Source organism: Rhodococcus sp. NCIMB 12038 (assembly GCF_002165735.1).
Taxonomy (GTDB): Bacteria; Actinomycetota; Actinomycetes; order Mycobacteriales; family Mycobacteriaceae; genus Rhodococcus_F.
The window spans coordinates 58374-75032 of sequence record NZ_NHML01000015.1 but is presented as its reverse complement, the minus strand read 5'-3'; the positions used below and the strand labels follow the sequence as shown (position 1 = coordinate 75032).

Here is a 16659-nt window from a genome sequence, read left to right as displayed (position 1 = left end):
CAGGAACAGGTTGCAGGAACGCCAGGATTGGGGAACGACGTGCGCATAGGTATGGGCTTGAACTACAGCGGCGGTTTCGCCGAGACGGTCGACGAGGTCGCCGACCTGGAGAAAGCCGGGCTCGACATCGCGTTCGTGCCCGAGGCCTACTCGTTCGACGCGGTCAGCCAGATCGGCTACCTCGCCGCCAAGACCACCACCCTGGAACTCGCTTCGGGCATCTTCCAGATCTACACCCGCACGCCGAGCCTGACGGCGATGACGGCCGCCGGCCTCGATTTCGTGTCGGACGGACGCTTCGTGATGGGCCTCGGCGCGTCCGGCCCGCAGGTGATCGAGGGTTTCCACGGCGTCAAGTACGACGCCCCGCTCGGCCGCACCCGCGAGGTCGTCGAGATCTGCCGCAAGGTGTGGCGCCGCGAGAAGGTCGAGTTCCAGGGCAAGTACTACCAGATTCCGCTGCCCGCCGAGAAGGGCACCGGGCTGGGCAAGCCGCTGAAGATCATCAACCACCCTGTGCGTGATCGCATCCCGATCGTCATCGCCTCGCTCGGACCGAAGAACGTGGAGTTGACAGCCGAGATCGCCGAAGGCTGGGAACCCATCTTCTACCACCCGGAGAAGGCCGCGAGCGTGTGGGGCGAGCCGCTGGCCAAGGGCAAGGCGAAGCGCGACCCGAGCCTCGGCGACCTGCAGGTCTTCGCGTCGCCCGCCCTGGCCATCGGCGACGACGTCGACCACATGCTCGACTGGGTCCGCCCCGGTCTCGCCCTCTACATCGGCGGCATGGGTGCGAAGGGCAAGAACTTCTACAACGACCTCGCGGTCCGGTACGGCTACGAGAAGGAAGCCGAGACCATCCAGGACCTCTACCTGTCGGGTAAGAAGGACGAGGCCGCCGCCGCGGTGCCGGACGACCTGGTGCGGGCCGTGTCGCTGATCGGTCCGGAGAGCTACGTCGCGGAGCGGGTGGCCGCGTTCGCCGAATCCGGGGTCACCACGCTCACCGTCACACCGCTCGCCGCGGATCGTGCGGGACGTGTGGCGTTGGTCGAGAAGCTCCGCAACATCTGCGGGTAGCACCGCACACCTCAGCAGTGCACAGCCGGAAGAATCAGGAAAGGTGACCATGACCGGAATCAAACCGATCGTCGTGGGTGTGGACGGATCCGAGTCGGCGTCGGCCGCCGTGGCGTGGGCCGCTCGGGCCGCCGCCGCACTGTCGCTCCCGCTGCACATCGTGACAGTGGTCCACATTCCTGCCTTCTATTACACCGAGCCGTATCTGGCCGAGAGCTTCAAGGAAGAACTCGAGGACACGGCGAAGGCCCGGCTGGGCAGTGCACGGGTGCACGCCAAGCAGACGGTGGACGCGCCGATCGACATCACCACCGAACAGTTCGAGGCCAAGGTGAGTCAGACCCTCATCGACCTGTCCGCGAACGCGCACATGGTGGTGCTCGGTTCGCGCGGGCACGGTGAGTTCACCGGCCTGCTGATCGGTTCCACGACGTCCGCGGTCGCCGCGCACGGCCACTGCCCGCTGGTGGTCGTGCGGGGGCGCACCATGGACGGGCAGCCGCCGACCGAGGGGCCGATCGTGGTCGGTGTCGACGGTTCGGAGAGCAGCAGGGCCGCGTTGGAAGTGGCGTTCGAGCAGGCCGCCGCGCGCGGTGCGAGCCTGGTCGCGGTCAACGTGTGGAGCGATGTGAGCGTGCAGCCGTCGCTCGGCGCCAGCCCGGACGACCCGCTGTGGAGCAGCATCCAGACGGGCGAGGAAGTGGTGCTGTCCGAGCGCCTCGCCGGATACCAGGAGCGGTATCCGGACGTGACGGTCGAACGCGTCGTCGCGCGCGACCGCCCGGTGCGGGTGCTCAGCGAATTCGCCGAGAAGGCGCAGCTGATCGTCGTGGGCAGCCGCGGACGCGGTGGTTTCACGGGAATGCTGCTGGGCTCCACCAGCAACGCGTTGCTCCACACCGCGGACTGCCCGGTGATGATCGTCCGGCCGGAGAGCTAGCGCGAACTGTCAGTCGCTTGGAGGTGCACACATGACCACGCGAGTGTTCCTGGTCGACGACCACGAGATCGTGCGACGAGGCTTGGTCGATCTACTGGGCAGCGCGCCCGACCTCGAGGTGGTCGGGGAGGCCGCGTCGGTCGGTGAGGCGATGGCGCGGGTCCCGGGCAGTGGCGCCGACGTCGCCGTCCTCGACGTCCGGTTGCCGGACGGCAACGGCGTCGAACTGTGCCGGGACCTGCGCGCCGCGCTGCCCGGACTGCGGTGCCTGATGCTGACGTCGTTTTCCGACGACGAGGCGCTGTTCGACGCCATCATGGCCGGGGCGTCCGGATTCGTCCTCAAACAGATCCTCGGCACCGACCTTGTGGCGGCCGTACGGACGGTGGGGGAGGGCGGTTCGCTCCTCGACAGCAGGGCGACGTCGGCGCTGATGAACCGGATCAGGTCGGCCCGCCGGGACGACCCGCTGGCGCAACTGTCCGAGCAGGAACGCGCCGTGTTCGACTTGATCGGCGAGGGGCTCACCAACCGGGAGATCGCCGAGCGGCTCTTCCTCGCCGAGAAGACGATCAAGAACTACGTGTCGAGGCTGTTGTCCAAACTGGGGATGCAGCGGCGCACGCAGGCGGCGGTGCTGGCCACCGAGTTACGCAAACAGCGCTGAAAGTTTCGTCACGCCAACGGGACCTGCCAGGTGACGACGGTCCCCCCGCCCCCGGAATCGACGGTGCAGGTGCCGCCGCAGTGCTCGGCGCGCCGATCGAGGTTGTCCAGTCCGCTGCGCCGGGCGCCGTCGGCGATCCCGATGCCGTCGTCCGCGACGGTGACGACGAGGTCGTCCCCGGCGGCCACCGAGATGTCGATGGTGGTGGCCCGCGCGTGCCGCAGCGCATTGCTCAGGGCCTCGCGCAACACCGCCTCCGCGTGCGGGTGGATGCGGCTGGGCACGAGAGTGTCGATGGCGCCGGTGAACTGGACGTTCGGCGCGACCGGCGAATGGGAGGTCAGGTCGCCGATCACGTCGAGCAGGCGGCGGCGCAGACTAGTCGCCGATGCGATGCCGGTGGCCTGCAGATCGAAGATGGTGGTGCGGATCTCGCGCACCGTCCGGTCGAGTTGCTCGACCGCGGTGGCGACGATGGTGCGTACGCCGTCCGGAACGTCCCCGACCGCGTGAGTGCTCTGCAGGCTCATGCCGGTGGCGAACAATCGCTGAATCACGTTGTCGTGCAGGTCGCGCGCAATTCGGTCGCGGTCGGCGAGCACCGACAGCAGGCGTTGCTTGCTCTGCTGGTCGGCGAACTCCACCGCGACGGCAGCGAGGTCGGCCACCGATTCGAGTCGGGCCACCTCGTCCGGATCCCACGGAGCTGTGCCACGCGCGGTGACCACCAGAACCCCGCCGACCCCCGACGCCGTCGACAGCGGCAGCACCGCGGCCCGGCCCGCCTCGGCGGAGAACGGTGCGAGACCGTCGATGCCCGTCAGCAGTGCGGGGGTGCGGGAGCGCAGCACTTCGGCGAACGGCTCGGCCTGGGTGGCGGTTCGGAAGTTGGTGCGCAGCGGCCGCACCGCGCTGTCCGCCCCGACCACCGCGCCCTCGCCGAGCGTGACGACGATGAAGACCTCGTCGCCGCTGGACAGTTCGCGTACCTCGGCGGCGAGCGTGTGCAGTGTTTCGTCGAGTGATCCGCCGACCATCAGGCGGGAGGTGATCGCCGCGACGGCCGTCAGCCACCGTTCCCGCGTCCGCGATTCCTCGAACAGCCGGGAATTCTCCACCGCCACGCCGGCCGACGTGGCGAGCGCGCGCAGAATGACCTCGTCCTCGTCGGTGAACTCCGGTCCGCTGAGTTTCTCGGTCAGATAGATGCTTCCGAAAACTTTGCCCCGCATCATGATCGGCATGCCCAGGAAGCTCTTCATCGGTGGATGGTTGGGCGGGAAGCCGAGCGACCCCGGATGATCGGCCAGGTTGGCGAGGCGCACCGGGCGGGGGTCGTGGACCAGCAGTCCCAGCAGCCCGCGGCCCTCGGGCAGGTGGCCCATGTGCGCGCGATCTTCCGGCGTGATGCCCTCGTAGACGAACTCCGACAGGCCGCCGTCGGGGGCGTGGACACCGAGCGCGCCGTAGCGGGCGTCGAGCAGGGACGTGGCCGAATTGACGATGCGCTGCAGGGTGGAATCCAGCTCGAGCCCCGACCCGACCACCAGAACCGCCTCGAACAGGCGCTGCAGACTCCGGCGGGTGGGAATCACATCGGCGAGCCCCTCCCGGAACTCGCTGATCCTCGCCTCGTGCCCACCGTCCGCTCCCATGTCAGCAGCATAGGTCTGGCGGAGGCGTAACACCGCCAACCACGGCGTCGATAAGAGCTCGAGTGTTTACTCATCCGAACTAATGCTTACCCATTGACGTGACGAGGGAGAAGAAGAATGAATCGACGGCACTTCGCACGACGGGTCGCGGCAGGTCTGACCGCTGCAGTGGCAGCGACGATGATGTTCACCGGTGTCGTGTCGGCGCAGCCCGCAGATTCCACTCCCGTCGTCGACCCGGTGACCGCGATCGCGAAGCTGCGCACCGTGGCCGCCGGAAACCCCGAGGCCGAGGCCGCCATCGAGCGACTTGCCGCATCGCCGACCGACACGGCGGCGGCGACGAACATCGCCCTGCCGGGCCAGATCTTCCAGGTCCCCGCGTACTCCGACACCGGGCAGGGCGGTCCCGTCCTCGGACAGCTGTACGGCGCGGGTGTGGCGACCAACATGAGCAACCAGTTCCGCTTCGGCTTCTTCGGCGGACCGGGCGTCATCGCGAACGACCAGGCCGGCGCCGAACTCGACGTCGTGTACTACAGCTTCGCCACCGGTGCCAGCGGCCTCGTCAAGCTGGACCAGAACAACGTCGCGGTTCCCACGGTCGTGTCCACGGCCCCGGTCGCCGGGCTCGGCAGCGGCCTGGTCGTCGCGGCCGTGTACGGCTCGCTGAACCACCAGGTGGGGCCGAACGTCGTCAAGAGCACGATCTGGTGGCCCACCCTGGGCACCGTGCTCGCCTGACCGGTCGAGAACTCAGGTGGCAGGTTCGGCCCCGGGCCGGGCCTGCCACCACTCCGTCCAGCGCTGTTCGAGTTCGGCCCACTCCTCGTCGTCCAGGTCGTAGGCCGCGAGCAGGATCTGCGCACCGCCGTTCGGGCGTGCGGTGTTGACGGGCTGCTCGCCGAACTGCAGCAGTCCCGGGCCGAGGTCGTCGACACTCACCGCGGTCTGGTGCTCGCCGACGAAACACACCACCCCGTGCAGCAGATCGCCCGTCTCCGCGACCGCGGTGAAGTGATCGCCCACCTTCATGCCCGTGAGCTTGTCGAGGCCGAGCAGGTGCTGCGCCGAATCGCCGTCCGCGACCGGGCCTTCGAGGAACAGTGTGCGACGCTCGTCGAGCCCGTGCCGTTCGATGCCGAACTTGAGGAACTGCAGGAACGTCGTCCAGCCCTCGGTGACGTCGTCGTACCAATCGTCCGCGGCGGGATGACCGCCCCGCGGCGGCCGCGTGATCCGCACCAGCGTGGTGCCGTCGTGCTCGTGGAGGCTGAACCGGTCGGCGCCGCCGAGGGTGAGGGTGAAGGCCTCGGAGTCCTCCGTCACGTCGTCGCCGAAGTAGATTTCCCGGATCTCGTCGTCCAGGCCTTCGATATCCCAGCCGTGCCAGCGCCGAAGCAACTCCGGGTCGCGCAGGGCCGGCCATACGACCGACGGCGCCGCAGCTACCGATACCTCGATCACGGGCGGGGTTTCCGTCATGCACTCTCCTGCGTCTCCGCTGCTACCGGTCCGACCTGCACCGCCGACCGCCGGCCATGACGATCGCGAAACAGGCCGGGTTCAGGCTCCGAACAGAATCGGCGAGCCGATCGCGCACGACCGTCACATGGCGACGGTGAGCAGGAACGCGACGTCCTCGATGGCCTCGACGCTGTGCCGGTCCGTCGGGAGGACCAGCAGGTCGCCGGTGGAACCCTTCCACGAGTCCTCGCCGGCCACGAGGTTCAGTTTGCCGCTGAGAATGAACAGGGTGGCCTCGCCCGGGCTCTCGTGTTCGGCCATTTTCTGACCCGCGGCCAGGGCGATGACGGTCTGCCTGAGGCTGCGCCGATGCCCGCCGTACACGGTCTGCGAACTGCGGCCGCTGGACGTCCCGCCTGCCAACTTCAGTTGCTGACGGGCAAGGGCGGTCAGTGACTTCTTGTCCATGAGGTGAGTATGAACCACTGCGCGCACCGTCACCCGTCGAATGGGGTAACGGTGCGGTGGCAAACAGGTGGCCGGTCAGCGCTTGATGTAGGTGATCCAGCGGTACCGGGTGCCGTTCTTCGCCGACGTGAGCCACTCACCGGTGTCCTGCGGGTGCCAGGACTCGTCGATCGCGGGTGCCCAGGCGTCGCCGTCGATCGTCACGTCGATCTCGGAGACCAGCAGCTGTGTAGCGAACGGCATTGCCGCCGTGTAGATCTGACCGCCGCCGATGACGCAGACGTCCTCGTCGGTGAGCGCGAGCGCCGAGGCGAGGCCGTCGGCGGACTCGGCTCCCTCCGCAGCCCAGCCGGGCTGACGGGTGATCACGATGTTGCGCCGTCCCGGCAGGGGCCGGAATCGCGGGGGCAGCGAGTCCCACGTCCTGCGGCCCATGATCACGGGGTGGCCCTGCGTCACCTTCTTGAAGTACGCCATGTCCTCGGGGACGTGCCACGGGATCGTGTTGTCGCGGCCGATGACGCCGCCGGCACCCTGCGCCCAGACCAGCTTGACCTGCCGGGCCGCCACTAGACGGCCACCGGCGCCTTGATGGCCGGATGGTGCCGGTAGTCGACGATCTCCACGTCCTCGAACGTGTAGTCGAAGATCGAATCCCGTCGGTTCAGTTTCAGCGTCGGATACGGCAACGGCTCCCGGCTCAACTGCTCGGTCACCTGGTCGACGTGGTTGTCGTAGATGTGGCAGTCGCCACCCGTCCAGATGAAGTCGCCCGGTTCGAGCCCTGCCTGCTGCGCCACCATGTGGGTGAGGAGCGCGTAGCTCGCGATGTTGAACGGCACGCCGAGGAACATGTCGGCGCTGCGCTGGTAAAGCTGGCACGACAGCTTGCCGTCCGCCACGTAGAACTGGAAGAACGCGTGGCACGGCGCCAGCGCCATCTGCGGGATGTCGCCGACGTTCCACGCCGACACGATGATGCGACGCGAATCCGGGTTCGACTTCAGCGTCTCGATGGTCTGGCTGATCTGGTCGATGTGCTCGCCCGACGGGGTCGGCCAGCTGCGCCACTGCACGCCGTAGACCGGGCCCAGTTCGCCGTCCGCGTCCGCCCACTCGTCCCAGATCGTGACGCCGTTGTCCTGGAGCCACTTCACGTTGGAGTCGCCGCGCAGGAACCACAGCAGTTCGTAGACGATCGACTTGAGGTGCACCTTCTTCGTGGTGATCAGCGGAAACCCGTCGGCGAGGTTCCAGCGCATCTGATGACCGAAGACGCTCTTCGTGCCGGTCCCGGTGCGGTCGGCCTTCGGGGTGCCCGTGTCCATGACGAGTCGGAGCAGGTCTTCGTACGGGGTCGGCACAGATGTCACGGTACGAGCATAGGCGCTCCGCGCCCGTGCGCCTTTTTGGTAGCTGGAGCAACCAGAAAGGCGCACGGGCGTTAGCCTGCCCGCATGCGTGAACTCTTCGTGATCGGCATCGGCGCCGGCGACCCCGACCAGGTGACGGTCCAGGCGATCAAGGCCATGAACAAGGCGGACGTGTTCTTCGTCATCGGCAAGGGCGACGAGAAGCAGGACCTCGTCGATCTCCGCACCGGCATCCTCGAGGAACACGTCACCGGTCCGTACCGCGTCGTGGACATCGTCGATCCGCCGCGCAACCGCACGCCGTCCGATTACGAGGGTGTCGTCGACGACTGGCACGAGCGCCGGGCGGCGCTGTTCGAGGCCGAGTTCGCGTCCGAGCCGGGGGTCGGGGCGATCCTCGTGTGGGGCGACCCGTCGCTCTACGACAGCACGCTGCGGATCGTCGAGCGGGTGCTCGCCCGCGGCAACGTGTCGTTCGACTACTCGGTGATCCCGGGTGTGACCAGCGTGCAGTCGCTGGCCGCCCAGCACCGGATCGTGCTCAATCGGATCGGCGAACCCGTCCACGTCACCACCGGGCGCCGCCTCGCCGAGGGGCTGCCCGACGGCGTCGACAACGCGGTGGTCATGCTCGACGCTCACTGCACGTTCACGCAGGTCCCCGGCGACGACGTCCAGATCTGGTGGGGCGCCTACCTGGGCACCCCCGACGAGGTGCTGATCTCCGGTCGCCTGCGGGAGGTCGAGGACGAGATCCAGCGGGTGCGCGCCGAACTGCGCGAACGCAAGGGCTGGATCATGGACACCTACCTCCTCCGCAGGTGAGTGGGAAAGTGTGGAGGAGCACACTTTCTCGCTCACATGCCGTTAGCCTGGGGACATGCCCGAGCTGCCCGAGGTGGAGGCGTTAGCCGAGTTCCTGCGTGAACACGCCGTGGGAGCGGTCGTCGGCCGGGTGGACGTGGCGGCCCTGAGTGTGCTGAAGACGTTCGACCCCCCGATCACCGCCCTGCAGGGCCGCGACGTCACGGGTGCCGCCCGGTTCGGCAAGCACCTCGCACTCGACTGCTCCGGATTGTGGCTCGTCACCCACCTCTCGCGTGGGGGCTGGCTGCGCTGGACCGACAATCCGTCGGTTGCGCCGCCGAAACCGGGGAAGGGGCCGCTGGCGCTGCGGGTGCACTTCTTCACCCCGGAGGGGGCGACGCCGGCGTTCGACCTGACCGAGGCCGGCACGAAGAAGCGGCTCGCGGTGTGGCTGGTGCACGACCCTCAGGAGGTGGAGGGGATAGCCCGGCTCGGGCCCGACGCCCTGGCCGTCACCGAACCCGAGTTCGCGGCCCTGCTGTCCACCACGTCGGCGCGGATCAAGAACGCGCTCGTCGACCAGTCGCTGCTCGCCGGCGTCGGCAACGCCTACTCCGACGAAATCCTGCACACCGCAAAGATTTCCCCCTTCGCGACGTCGCGCACCCTGCCGGAAGACCAGGTGCACGTGCTGTACGACGCGATGCGTTCCGTGCTCACCGACGCCGTCCAGAGGTCGCTCGGGCAGGACGCTGCGCGGTTGAAGGGGGAGAAGCGATCCGGGATGCGCGTCCACGCCCGGACCGGTCTGCCCTGCCCCGTCTGCGGTGACACCGTCCGGGAAGTGTCGTTCGCGGAGAAGTCTTTTCAGTACTGCGCGACGTGTCAGACCGGAGGCAAGGTGCTCGCCGACCGCCGGATGTCGCGACTGCTGAAGTAGGCGCGGGCGCGAACGCGTGCCCGCATATAGTTGTGACCATGCGTGAACAGGCACCCGGACGGTTCGGTACCCCTCTGACGGCAGGCGCGACCCGCGTCATGCTGCTCGGGTCGGGTGAGCTGGGCAAGGAAGTGATCATCGCCCTCCAGCGGCTGGGGGTCGAGGTGATCGCCGTCGACCGCTACGACAACGCGCCGGGCTACCAGGTGGCGCACCGCGCGCACACCATCGACATGAGCGACCCGGAAGCGCTGTTGCGGCTCGTCGACGCCGAAAAGCCGCACTTCGTGGTGCCCGAGATCGAGGCGATCGCCACCGATGCGCTGGCCACGGTGGAGGAGCGCGGCGCCGCGGTGGTGGTGCCCACCGCGCGGGCGACGCAGCTGACCATGAACCGCGAGGGAATCCGGCGCCTCGCCGCGGAGGAACTGGGACTGCCCACGTCGCCGTACGAGTTCGCCGAATCGCTCGAGGAGGTCCGGGCGGCCACCGGACGCATCGGCTTTCCCTGCGTGATCAAGCCGGTGATGTCTTCGTCCGGCAAGGGCCAGTCGACGGTGCGCGCCGCCGACGACGTCGAGAAGGCCTGGGACTACGCGCTCGCGGGCGGCCGCGTCAATTACGGCCGTGTCATCGTGGAGGGGTTCGTCGGCTTCGACTACGAGATCACCCAACTCACCGTCCGGGCGATCGGCGCCGACGGCGCGGTGGGCACGTTCTTCTGCGAGCCGATCGGGCACCTGCAGGATTCGGGTGACTACGTGGAGTCGTGGCAGCCGCAACCGATGAGCGAGGCGGCGCTCGCCCGGTCGCGTGAGGTCGCGGAGAAGGTGACGTCGGCGCTGGGCGGTCGCGGGATCTTCGGGGTGGAACTGTTCGTGAAGGGCGACGACGTGTACTTCTCGGAGGTCAGCCCCCGCCCCCACGACACGGGACTGGTCACCCTTCGGACGCAACGACTCTCGGAGTTCGAACTGCATGCCCGCGCGATCCTCGGCCTGCCCGTCGACACGACCCTCACGACACCCGGTGCGTCCGCGGTGATCTACGGCAAACTGGATGCCGCCGGAATCGGCTTCGAGGGTGTCGCCGACGCGATGGCCGTCCCCGAGACCGACCTGCGGCTGTTCGGCAAGCCGGAGAGCTTCGCGCGGAGGCGGATGGGCGTCGCCGTGTCCACGGGGCCGGACGTCGAGACCGCGCGCAGTCGCGCGCGGGAGGCGGCGTCCCGCGTCGAGCCCGTCGCGTGAGTCCGGGCGCAGAAGTTCTTGTCGGCCTGGCCATCGTGGTCGGGCTCGTCGGGATCGTCATCCCGATCCTGCCCGGAACGATCCTCATCTTCGCGGCAATCCTGGTGTGGGCCATCATGACCGGCGGTGCGACGGCGTGGACGGTGTTCGCGGTCGCCACGGTGTTCCTGGTGATCAGCGGCGTCGTCAAATACACCTGGCCCGGAAAGCGGATGCGCATCGCCGGCGTGCCCAACGTGTCGCTGATCGTCGGTGGGCTGCTCGGGATCGTCGGGTTTTTCGTCGTTCCCGTGGTGGGGTTGTTCCTCGGGTTCCTCGCGGGAACGTATGTCGCCGAGCTGTACCGGTTGCGTGCCCACAACCGGGCGTGGGCGTCGACGTGGCACGCCTGCAAGGCCGTCGGACTGTCGATGCTGATCGAACTGCTCGGCGCCTTGCTCGCCTCGGGGGTGTGGCTGACCGCGGTGGTCGCGACGTAGGTCGCCGAAATCGTCGCCGGGGGTATCCAGGAGCGACCTCCACCTGCGATGATGAAACGCGGATGTTGATCTTCCCGGCTAGCGGAGGAATGCGCCGTGAACAAGAAGACGACCTGGATCCTGGCCCCGCTCGCTGCCGCGACCCTCGCACTGAGTGGCTGCGGCGACGACTCGTCCGACTCGTCCGCACCGAGCGCCACCAGCGCCGCGGAGGCCACGAGTAGCGGCGAAGCGGCGCCCGCGTCGAACATGATGGAGAAGATTCCGTCACCCTTCGTGATGACCCCGCAGATGGACCCGACGTACGTCGGGTCGGTCGACGGGACCGACGCGTACATCGCGCTGGCCAGGTCTGGCGACGACATGGTCGCCTTCCTGTGCGACGGCAACGAGATGTGGACGTGGATGACCGGCACGATGGACGGCGACAAGGCGTCGATGTCTTCGCCGGACGGAGCGACGCTCACCGCGTCGATGAGCGACGGCACCGTGACGGGGCAGGTCAGCGCGCCGGGCATGCCCGACAAGGCGTTCACGGCCAAACCGGTCGCCGCGGAGGACGGGCTGTTCCGGGCAACCACCAACCACGACGGCACCGACTACACCCTCGGCTGGATCATGACCCCCGACGGCGTCCGCGGGCTCGAACGTCAGGCCAACGGATCGACCACCGGTGGCATCGCCGTCGACCGGAACGGCGACGACATGGACGACCGGCAGCGGGAGCGGCGGCAGGAACGCCGCGAGCAGCTGGACTGCGACGAGATGACCAACTACAACATGTGGCTGGTGGCGCAACCGCAGACACCGCCGGTGGCCGAGATGGTGTCGATGAACAGCGTGCAGATGGAAGGCTGCTGACACGGGGCGCGCGTCTAGCAGCGTCCGCCCGGAGTGTCGCAGCGGTACCACGCACGCGCGTTGCCGCCCATGACCTTGTCGAAGTCGTCGCCGACCGCGTCCGCGACGATGTCGATGTCGCTGTCCTGGAACACTCTTCGGGATCGGCTGCCCGGTAGGTCGGTGCCGAACATCAGCGCGTCGGGGTTGACGGCGTGGATCTTGCGCAGCACGTCGCCGACGTTCTCGATGGTGGTCCGCCCGAACCCGGTGGCCTTCACCCGGACTCCCCGGTCGACGAGGTCGAGGAGGTACGGCAGGCCCCGTGTCGACATTCCCAGGTGGTCGATGCACACGGCGGGCAGCTTGGCGAACACCGGCTCGAGCGACAGCAGCAGGGTGGCGTCCACGTAGAACTCGGCGTGCCAGCCGGCCAGCTCGTACGCCCGCAGGGCCTGCTTGGTGAGGAGCTTTACGTCGGTCGCGCTGCGCCGAAGGTTGAACCGGACGGCCCGGACCCCGGCGCGGTCGAGTTCGAGGATGCTGTCGTCGGTGGTGTCGAGCTCCATCTGAGTGACGCCCACCCAGGTGGGACCGAGCTCCTCGAGCGCCGCTTTCAGGTAATTCTGATCGGTGCCCTGGTACGAGGCCGTGACGACGGCGCCGCCGTCCACGCCGAAGCCTTCCGTGCGGGCCCGGTAGTCGGCGACGGTGAACGGCTCCGGAAGGTAGCCGTGGTTCTCGACCACCGGGAACCGGGGATCGATGATGTGAACGTGGGCGTCAAACACGACTCATATCCTGCCTTGTGCGGGCGACGGGCCGGGACATCGCGTCGGCATCCGGACACATGTGGTCCGAGACGACGGAAGGGAACCTCCCGCGGGAGGTTCCCTTCGCACCGAGTCGGAAGATCAGGCCTTGTCGGGCTCGCTGGCCTTGAGCATGTCCTCACGCTCGACGACCTTGATCCGCTCGCGGCCCTCGGGCTCGCCCAGGCTGCGCTCGTGCGCGTCGAGGCGGTACCAGCCCTGCCACGTGGTGTAGGGGACCTGCTTGCCCTCGAGGAATTCGATGATCGCGTCCTCGCCCGGGTTGGCGGGCTCGGGGAAGCCGGTCCGGTCCTCGAGCAGGTTCGCGACGGTCTCGTTCGCGTCGCCCTTGGTGTGGCCGATCAGGCCGACCGGGCCGCGCTTGATCCAGCCGGTGACGTAGGTGGCCGGCATGAACCGGGCGTTGCCCTCGGCGGTGTCGTCGGAGATAACGCGGCCGGCCTCGTTCGGGACCGTGCCCGCCTGCTCGTCGAACGGGAGCTTCGCGATGTTCTGCGACAGGTAACCCACGGCGCGGTACACGGCCTGGACGTCCCAGTCGTTGAACTTGCCGGTGCCCTTGACATTGCCGGTGCCGTCCAGCTGGGTGCGCTCGGTGCGCAGGCCGACGACCTTGCCGTCCTCGCCGAGCACCTCGGTGGGCGATTCGAAGAAGTGCAGGAACAGCTTGTGCGGGCGGTTGCCCACGTCGCGGATGGCCCAGTCCTGCAGGGTGTTGGCGACCATGTCGACCTGCTTGGAGTTGCGGCGCGCCTGCTCGGAGCCCTCGTCGTAGTCGATGTCCTCGGGGTCGACGATGACCTCGATCGTCGGCGAGTGATCGAGTTCACGCAGCTCGAGGGGGGTGAACTTGGCCTGCGCCGGTCCGCGACGGCCGAACACGTGGACCTCGACGGCCTTGTTGGCCTTGAGTCCCTCGTAGACGTTGGCGGGGATCTCCGTCGGCAGCAGTTCGTCGCCGGTCTTGGCGAGGACGCGCGCGATGTCGAGGGCGACGTTGCCGACACCGAGCACGGCGACCTTCTCGGCCTCGAGGGGCCAGGTGCGCGGGACGTCGGGGTGGCCGTCGTACCAGGAGACGAAGTCGGCGGCGCCGTAGCTGCCGTCGAGTTCGATACCCGGGATGTTGAGGGCGCGGTCGGCGTTGGCGCCGGTGGAGAAGATCACCGCGTCGTAGAAGCTGTGCAGGTCTTCGAGGGTGATGTCGCTGCCGTAGTCGATGTTGCCGAGTAGGCGGACCGACGGCTTGTCGAGCACCTTGTGCAGGGCGGTGATGATGCCCTTGATGCGGGGGTGGTCGGGGGCGACGCCGTACCTGATCAGACCGAAGGGGGCAGGCATCCGCTCGAAGAGGTCGATGCTGATCCCGCCGTCAGACGCGGCATCGGATTTCATGAGTGCGTCGGCTGCGTAGATACCGGCGGGGCCGGCACCCACGATTGCAACGCGCAACGGACGTGTCTGATCAGTCATCTGGAGCGAACTACCTTCTGAAGGGCGGACAACGAAACCTCAGCTTAAATTAAGCCCAGCCTAATCGGGTGGCCGAGGTGCAGCAGACAGGGCAAAGCCCATTCTCGGGACTCACGCCTGTAGAGGGTAGTCGCCTCCGCGTTGGGGGGTCACAAACACGATTTGTAGGGGCAGCTCGATACACTCGTGGCCAGCCGAGATCGAAGGGAAGTCATGTCCGGTTCGAGCGAATCGCCTCAGCACGACGCGGGAGGCGCGGAAGATCCGGTGGATCCCCGGCGCATCACGGCGGTGCCGTTCATCGCCGCCGTCACCGTCATCGTCGTCATCCTCGTCGCCATCGTGGTGTCCAGCATGCTCTCGCCCGCCGACAAGAACGTCACGGAAGCGGACCGCATCAACCGTTCGGTCGCCGACTTCATCCAGGCCCGCAACCACGACGACGCCGATCTGCAGAAGACGCTGGTCTGTCCGTCGTGGTCCGACGACCGGTCGGTGCTCCGGGGCCGGGAAGGCGAGGTCACGCTGCAGGGCGTCGAGTCGTCCGAGGTCAACGGCGACCGTGCCCGGGCGGAGGTCCGGGTCAGCGCCGACGACGGCAAGGGTGAGACGACCGACACATGGCAATTGACGCGGGACGGCGACACATGGGTCGTCTGCAACTGACCGTTGCCCGGAAGGGCGCGCCGAAGAGGGTTGTGAAAAGCTGACATGGTGAGTTACGCAGGCGACATAACGCCGGAGCATGCCTGGGAGCTGCTCCGCGACCATCCCGACGCTGTGCTGGTGGACGTGCGGACGGACGCCGAGTGGAAATACGTCGGAGTCCCCGACACGACCTCCCTCGGGCGGAAGACCGTGCTGATCGAATGGGTCAGCTACCCGACGGGCAGTCGTAACGACAACTTCGTGGACCAGCTGAAGGAGGCCGGGATCGCGGGCGGCGACAACGCCCCGGTGATCTTCCTGTGTCGTTCCGGCCAGCGGTCCATCGGTGCGGCGGAAGCCGCGACAGCGGCGGGCATCGGCCCGTCGTACAACGTGCTCGACGGATTCGAAGGCGGCTTGGACGCCGACGGTCATCGTGGGGCGGTCGGCTGGCGGGCTCTGGGCCTGCCGTGGAGGCAGTGGTGAGTGCAATTCCTCAAGGCGGCGCGTTTCAGAAGGCGCTGCCGGACGACATCGGCCAGGGCACGATCAGCGTGCGCGGAGGAACCCTCCGTTCCGGCTTCGAAGAGACGTCCGAAGCGATCTTCCTGAACTCCGGTTTCGTGTTCGAGAGCGCGGGAGCGGCCGAGGCGTCGTTCACCGGCGACATCGACCACTTCGTCTACTCCCGGTACGGCAACCCCACCGTGAAGATGTTCGAGGAGCGGCTGCGCCTGATCGAGGGCGCGGAGGCCTGCTTCGCCACCGCCAGCGGAATGTCGGCGGTGTTCACCGCCCTCGGTGCGCTGCTCAAAGCCGGCGACCGCCTCGTCGCGGCGCGCAGCCTGTTCGGCTCCTGCTTCGTGGTGTGCAACGAGATCCTGCCCCGCTGGGGTGTGGAGACGGTGTTCGTCGACGGTGAAGACCTCGACCAGTGGGAGAAGGCTCTGTCCGAGCCGACCACCGCGGTGTTCTTCGAGACGCCGTCGAATCCCATGCAGACACTCGTGGACGTGCCCCGGGTGGCGGAACTCGCACACGCCGCCGGCGCCAAGGTCGTGCTCGACAACGTGTTCGCGACCCCGCTGCTGCAGCGCAGCCTGGACCTGGGCGCCGACATCGTCGTCTACTCCGGCACCAAGCACATCGACGGTCAGGGCCGCGTGCTCGGCGGGGCGATCCTCGGGCCGAAGGACTATATCGAGGGTCCCGTCCAGAACCTCATGCGCCACACCGGGCCGGCACTGAGCCCGTTCAACGCGTGGACGCTCCTCAAGGGGCTCGAGACGATGCCGATCCGCGTGCGGCACTCCGTCCGCTCGGCACTGGAGATCGCCCAGTTCCTCGAAGGTCACTCCGCCGTCGACTGGGTCAAGTACCCGTACCTCGAGTCGCACCCCCAGTACGACCTCGCCAAGCGGCAGATGAGCGGCGGCGGCACCGTCGTCACCTTCGCGCTGAACGCGTCCGAGAGCGAAGCGAAGAAGCGGGCATTCGAACTCCTCGACGGCCTGCGGCTGGTCAACATCTCCAACAACCTCGGCGACTCCAAGTCCCTCATCACGCACCCCGCCACCACAACCCACCGCGCAATGGGGCCGGAAGGTCGTGCGGCAGTGGGCATCACCGACGGCGTCGTCCGGCTGTCCGTCGGACTCGAAGACACCGCCGATCTCCTGACCGACCTGGAGCAGGCACTGGGTTAGGCGCTTCGCGCCCGTGCGCCTTTCTGGTTGTTC

19 protein-coding genes are annotated in these 16659 nt (G+C 67.9%); 12 read left to right on the top strand and 7 right to left on the bottom strand.

The window, feature by feature from the left end:
- The first annotated feature begins 39 nt into the window (after positions 1 to 39).
- Genes CA951_RS23190 through CA951_RS23180 form a run of 3 tightly spaced genes read left to right on the top strand, consistent with a single transcriptional unit; the run spans position 40 to position 2687 of the window.
- Complete coding sequence (locus CA951_RS23190; protein ID WP_087559201.1) at positions 40 to 1080, top strand: LLM class F420-dependent oxidoreductase; 1041 nt, start codon at positions 40 to 42, stop codon at positions 1078 to 1080.
- 49 nt (positions 1081 to 1129) lie between these two features.
- Positions 1130 to 2020, top strand: a complete 891-nt coding sequence (locus CA951_RS23185; RefSeq protein WP_087559056.1) for a universal stress protein — start codon at positions 1130 to 1132, stop codon at positions 2018 to 2020.
- Positions 2021 to 2051: 31 nt separating this feature from the next.
- Positions 2052 to 2687: a response regulator transcription factor gene (locus CA951_RS23180; RefSeq protein ID WP_087559055.1), complete on the top strand. Its 636-nt coding sequence runs from the start codon at positions 2052 to 2054 to the stop codon at positions 2685 to 2687.
- An 8-nt stretch (positions 2688 to 2695) separates the two neighbouring features.
- Here CA951_RS23180 and CA951_RS23175 read toward each other — a convergent pair whose 3' ends face one another.
- Complete coding sequence (locus CA951_RS23175) at positions 2696 to 4342, bottom strand: GAF domain-containing sensor histidine kinase (protein ID WP_087559054.1); 1647 nt, start codon at positions 4340 to 4342, stop codon at positions 2696 to 2698.
- A 117-nt stretch (positions 4343 to 4459) separates the two neighbouring features.
- Here CA951_RS23175 and CA951_RS23170 point away from each other — a divergent pair, with 117 nt between their 5' ends.
- Positions 4460 to 5086 (top strand): Tat pathway signal protein, encoded by a 627-nt coding sequence (locus tag CA951_RS23170; protein WP_087559053.1) that lies wholly within the window; start codon positions 4460 to 4462, stop codon positions 5084 to 5086.
- Between the two features lie 12 nt (positions 5087 to 5098).
- Here the strand turns inward: CA951_RS23170 and CA951_RS23165 are convergent, their stop codons facing one another.
- From CA951_RS23165 to CA951_RS23150, 4 genes are all read right to left on the bottom strand, one after another.
- Positions 5099 to 5827, bottom strand: a complete 729-nt coding sequence (locus tag CA951_RS23165; protein ID WP_087559052.1) for an SRPBCC domain-containing protein — start codon at positions 5825 to 5827, stop codon at positions 5099 to 5101.
- A gap of 123 nt (positions 5828 to 5950) precedes the next feature.
- Positions 5951 to 6277 (bottom strand): cupin domain-containing protein, encoded by a 327-nt coding sequence (locus CA951_RS23160; RefSeq protein ID WP_087559051.1) that lies wholly within the window; start codon positions 6275 to 6277, stop codon positions 5951 to 5953.
- A gap of 75 nt (positions 6278 to 6352) precedes the next feature.
- Positions 6353 to 6847 (bottom strand): dihydrofolate reductase, encoded by a 495-nt coding sequence (locus CA951_RS23155; protein WP_087559050.1) that lies wholly within the window; start codon positions 6845 to 6847, stop codon positions 6353 to 6355.
- Positions 6847 to 7650 (bottom strand): thymidylate synthase, encoded by an 804-nt coding sequence (locus CA951_RS23150; RefSeq protein WP_087559049.1) that lies wholly within the window; start codon positions 7648 to 7650, stop codon positions 6847 to 6849. The genes CA951_RS23155 and CA951_RS23150 overlap by 1 nt, the downstream gene beginning before the upstream one ends.
- An 84-nt stretch (positions 7651 to 7734) precedes the next feature.
- On the opposite strand from CA951_RS23150, the gene cobF reads away from it, so the two are divergent.
- The 5 genes from cobF (at position 7735) to CA951_RS23125 (ending at position 11987) form a co-directional block, all read left to right on the top strand.
- The gene (gene cobF / locus CA951_RS23145) at positions 7735 to 8475 is read left to right on the top strand and encodes a precorrin-6A synthase (deacetylating) (RefSeq protein WP_087559048.1); all 741 of its coding nucleotides are present in this window, start codon (positions 7735 to 7737) and stop codon (positions 8473 to 8475) included.
- A gap of 55 nt (positions 8476 to 8530) precedes the next feature.
- Positions 8531 to 9397 (top strand): Fpg/Nei family DNA glycosylase, encoded by an 867-nt coding sequence (locus tag CA951_RS23140; protein ID WP_087559047.1) that lies wholly within the window; start codon positions 8531 to 8533, stop codon positions 9395 to 9397.
- Between the two features lie 38 nt (positions 9398 to 9435).
- Complete coding sequence (purT, locus tag CA951_RS23135; RefSeq protein ID WP_087559046.1) at positions 9436 to 10647, top strand: formate-dependent phosphoribosylglycinamide formyltransferase; 1212 nt, start codon at positions 9436 to 9438, stop codon at positions 10645 to 10647.
- Complete coding sequence (locus CA951_RS23130; protein WP_087559045.1) at positions 10644 to 11126, top strand: DUF456 domain-containing protein; 483 nt, start codon at positions 10644 to 10646, stop codon at positions 11124 to 11126. The genes purT and CA951_RS23130 overlap by 4 nt, the downstream gene beginning before the upstream one ends.
- 96 nt (positions 11127 to 11222) lie before the next feature.
- A complete protein-coding gene (locus CA951_RS23125; protein WP_087559044.1) occupies positions 11223 to 11987 on the top strand; it encodes a hypothetical protein in 765 nt (254 codons plus the stop codon).
- A 14-nt stretch (positions 11988 to 12001) separates the two neighbouring features.
- Here the strand turns inward: CA951_RS23125 and CA951_RS23120 are convergent, their stop codons facing one another.
- Together CA951_RS23120 and CA951_RS23115 are read right to left on the bottom strand one after the other, a co-directional pair.
- The gene (locus CA951_RS23120) at positions 12002 to 12757 is read right to left on the bottom strand and encodes an amidohydrolase (RefSeq protein WP_087559043.1); all 756 of its coding nucleotides are present in this window, start codon (positions 12755 to 12757) and stop codon (positions 12002 to 12004) included.
- 123 nt (positions 12758 to 12880) lie between these two features.
- Complete coding sequence (locus tag CA951_RS23115; protein ID WP_087559042.1) at positions 12881 to 14272, bottom strand: FAD-dependent oxidoreductase; 1392 nt, start codon at positions 14270 to 14272, stop codon at positions 12881 to 12883.
- A gap of 213 nt (positions 14273 to 14485) precedes the next feature.
- On the opposite strand from CA951_RS23115, the gene CA951_RS23110 reads away from it, so the two are divergent.
- The 3 genes from CA951_RS23110 to CA951_RS23100 are packed head-to-tail and all read left to right on the top strand — an operon-like array spanning position 14486 to position 16626.
- Positions 14486 to 14938 carry a hypothetical protein gene (locus CA951_RS23110; RefSeq protein WP_087559041.1) on the top strand — a complete coding sequence of 151 codons (453 nt, stop codon included), beginning with the start codon at positions 14486 to 14488 and terminating at the stop codon, positions 14936 to 14938.
- Positions 14939 to 14986: 48 nt separating this feature from the next.
- Positions 14987 to 15406, top strand: coding sequence for a rhodanese-like domain-containing protein (locus CA951_RS23105; protein WP_087559200.1), 420 nt, complete (start codon positions 14987 to 14989; stop codon positions 15404 to 15406).
- On the top strand, positions 15403 to 16626 hold the full coding sequence (locus CA951_RS23100) for an O-succinylhomoserine sulfhydrylase (protein WP_087559040.1): 1224 nt from the start codon (positions 15403 to 15405) through the stop codon (positions 16624 to 16626). The genes CA951_RS23105 and CA951_RS23100 overlap by 4 nt, the downstream gene beginning before the upstream one ends.
- The last annotated feature ends 33 nt before the right edge of the window (positions 16627 to 16659 follow it).